Genomic DNA, 1,530 nt, shown 5'->3' with positions numbered 1-1,530 from the left:
AGAGCTAAATGCTCAAGTGGTAATTACCACAGAATTTGGTAAAGAAGCCCCAAAAAGAATCGGTGATTATGCCCAAAACAAAGAACTTGAACTGCGTGCACAGGGCAACACCGAAGAAGCCAACAAGTGGGCAGAAGGCGGCATCTACCGAATAGCACTACACACAATAACTGCTGCTCTAGCCACAGGTACAATAGAAGGAGCTGTATCAGCAGGTACAACTGCTTACACTATCCCAAAACTGGACGAATACCTTACAAAACAAGGCTACACCAAACAAGTAAGAGACACAACCTTACTTGCCCTATCAGCAACCCTAGGCACAACCATAGGCGACAGCACAGCAAGCACTGTGAATAATGTGGGGCAGACAAGGTGGAATTATTTGAGTCATTGGGAAAATGCCAAGCTAAAAGAACTAAAAGCAAAGAAGCAAAAACTGTCAAATGCTTATGGTTATTGTATATCCAGCGAATGTGCAGAAATATCAAAACAAATTACCGAGCTTGAACAATTAAGCAAGCAAAGAGATCAAGAATTTGATACCGCTTATGCAAATTGTCGTGCTGGCATTGACTGTAATCAGTTTTATTATTTGCATGTTATTCAGAGAAATGAGTGGAATAAAGAAGCTGAAAAATCATTTAAAGAAAATCGCAATGATTGGATCTTAATGAAAGATTCAGAAAATATATTTCATAATTTTAACAATCAAGGCATTCCTGAGAAAATGCCCAATGGTAGTTATGGATACAAAAAGTTTGTTCATAACAATGGACAGATGGAAATTATTATCGATACTAAAGATGGAATTCTAAGCACAGATGATTATAATAGAATTGTTAGAGATCCAACCAATGCGGGGACTTATAATTATTACGGACCAAAACAGGACGGACTAGGACATAAGAGATATGATGTTGATCCTTATATTGATTTTGGGAATGGACTGGGTGATGAAACTGGTTTGGGTAATAGAAGGAGTGTGCCTGCTATCCTGCATCTGAATTCGGGTAAAATTTTTGGAAAGTTGCCAATGCCTACAAATAACCCTAAAACCCTAAGGGCTAACAGAGTTATTAATCAAAAAATCAAAATTGCCCATGATGCTTTTGATGAAGCTGAAAAATTATGTGAGGCAAACAAGGATAATTGCAATTATGAAAAATGATATATTTTTTATTTTTATGTTTTTTATTTTTGTGCTACTGATTGCCTTTTTAAAAACCATCATTGCTTATTTATTGGTTGCATTTGGGTATATTAGTGTTTGATTTTTCCTTACACAGCAGATGAAATCTGCACTAGAGCATATTGGGCAGCCGTGGTTTAGGGTGGCTGAGGACGTTTCTAGAGAGGATCTTCAGGGCTGGATATATTCTGCTGGAAATGCGGCTTCTGATTTATATGGACCGCCATTGGACAATTGGCGTGATGAAGCTGGTGCTGTAATTATGAAAAACGGCAAAAAAGAATTCCAAGATATTTATAAAAATCACCAAAACAAAACTTTAAGCTGGAGCTATTGGC

1 protein-coding gene and 1 pseudogene are annotated in these 1,530 nt (G+C 37.4%); both read left to right on the top strand.

Features of this window, described 5'->3' with window-relative positions; genetic code table 11:
* Nucleotides 1-1,171, top strand: a pseudogene (locus tag BW928_RS11775) (hypothetical protein); the annotation flags it as partial.
* 121 nt (nucleotides 1,172-1,292) lie between these two features.
* The coding region (locus tag BW928_RS11190) for a hypothetical protein (RefSeq protein WP_144295817.1) at nucleotides 1,293-1,530 on the top strand (238 nt) is incomplete at its 3' end.

It is taken from the genome of Moraxella cuniculi DSM 21768 (assembly GCF_900156515.1).
In the GTDB taxonomy this organism is placed as follows: Bacteria; Pseudomonadota; Gammaproteobacteria; order Pseudomonadales; family Moraxellaceae; genus Moraxella; species Moraxella cuniculi.
This window is presented reverse-complemented; position numbering and strand designations above follow the sequence as displayed.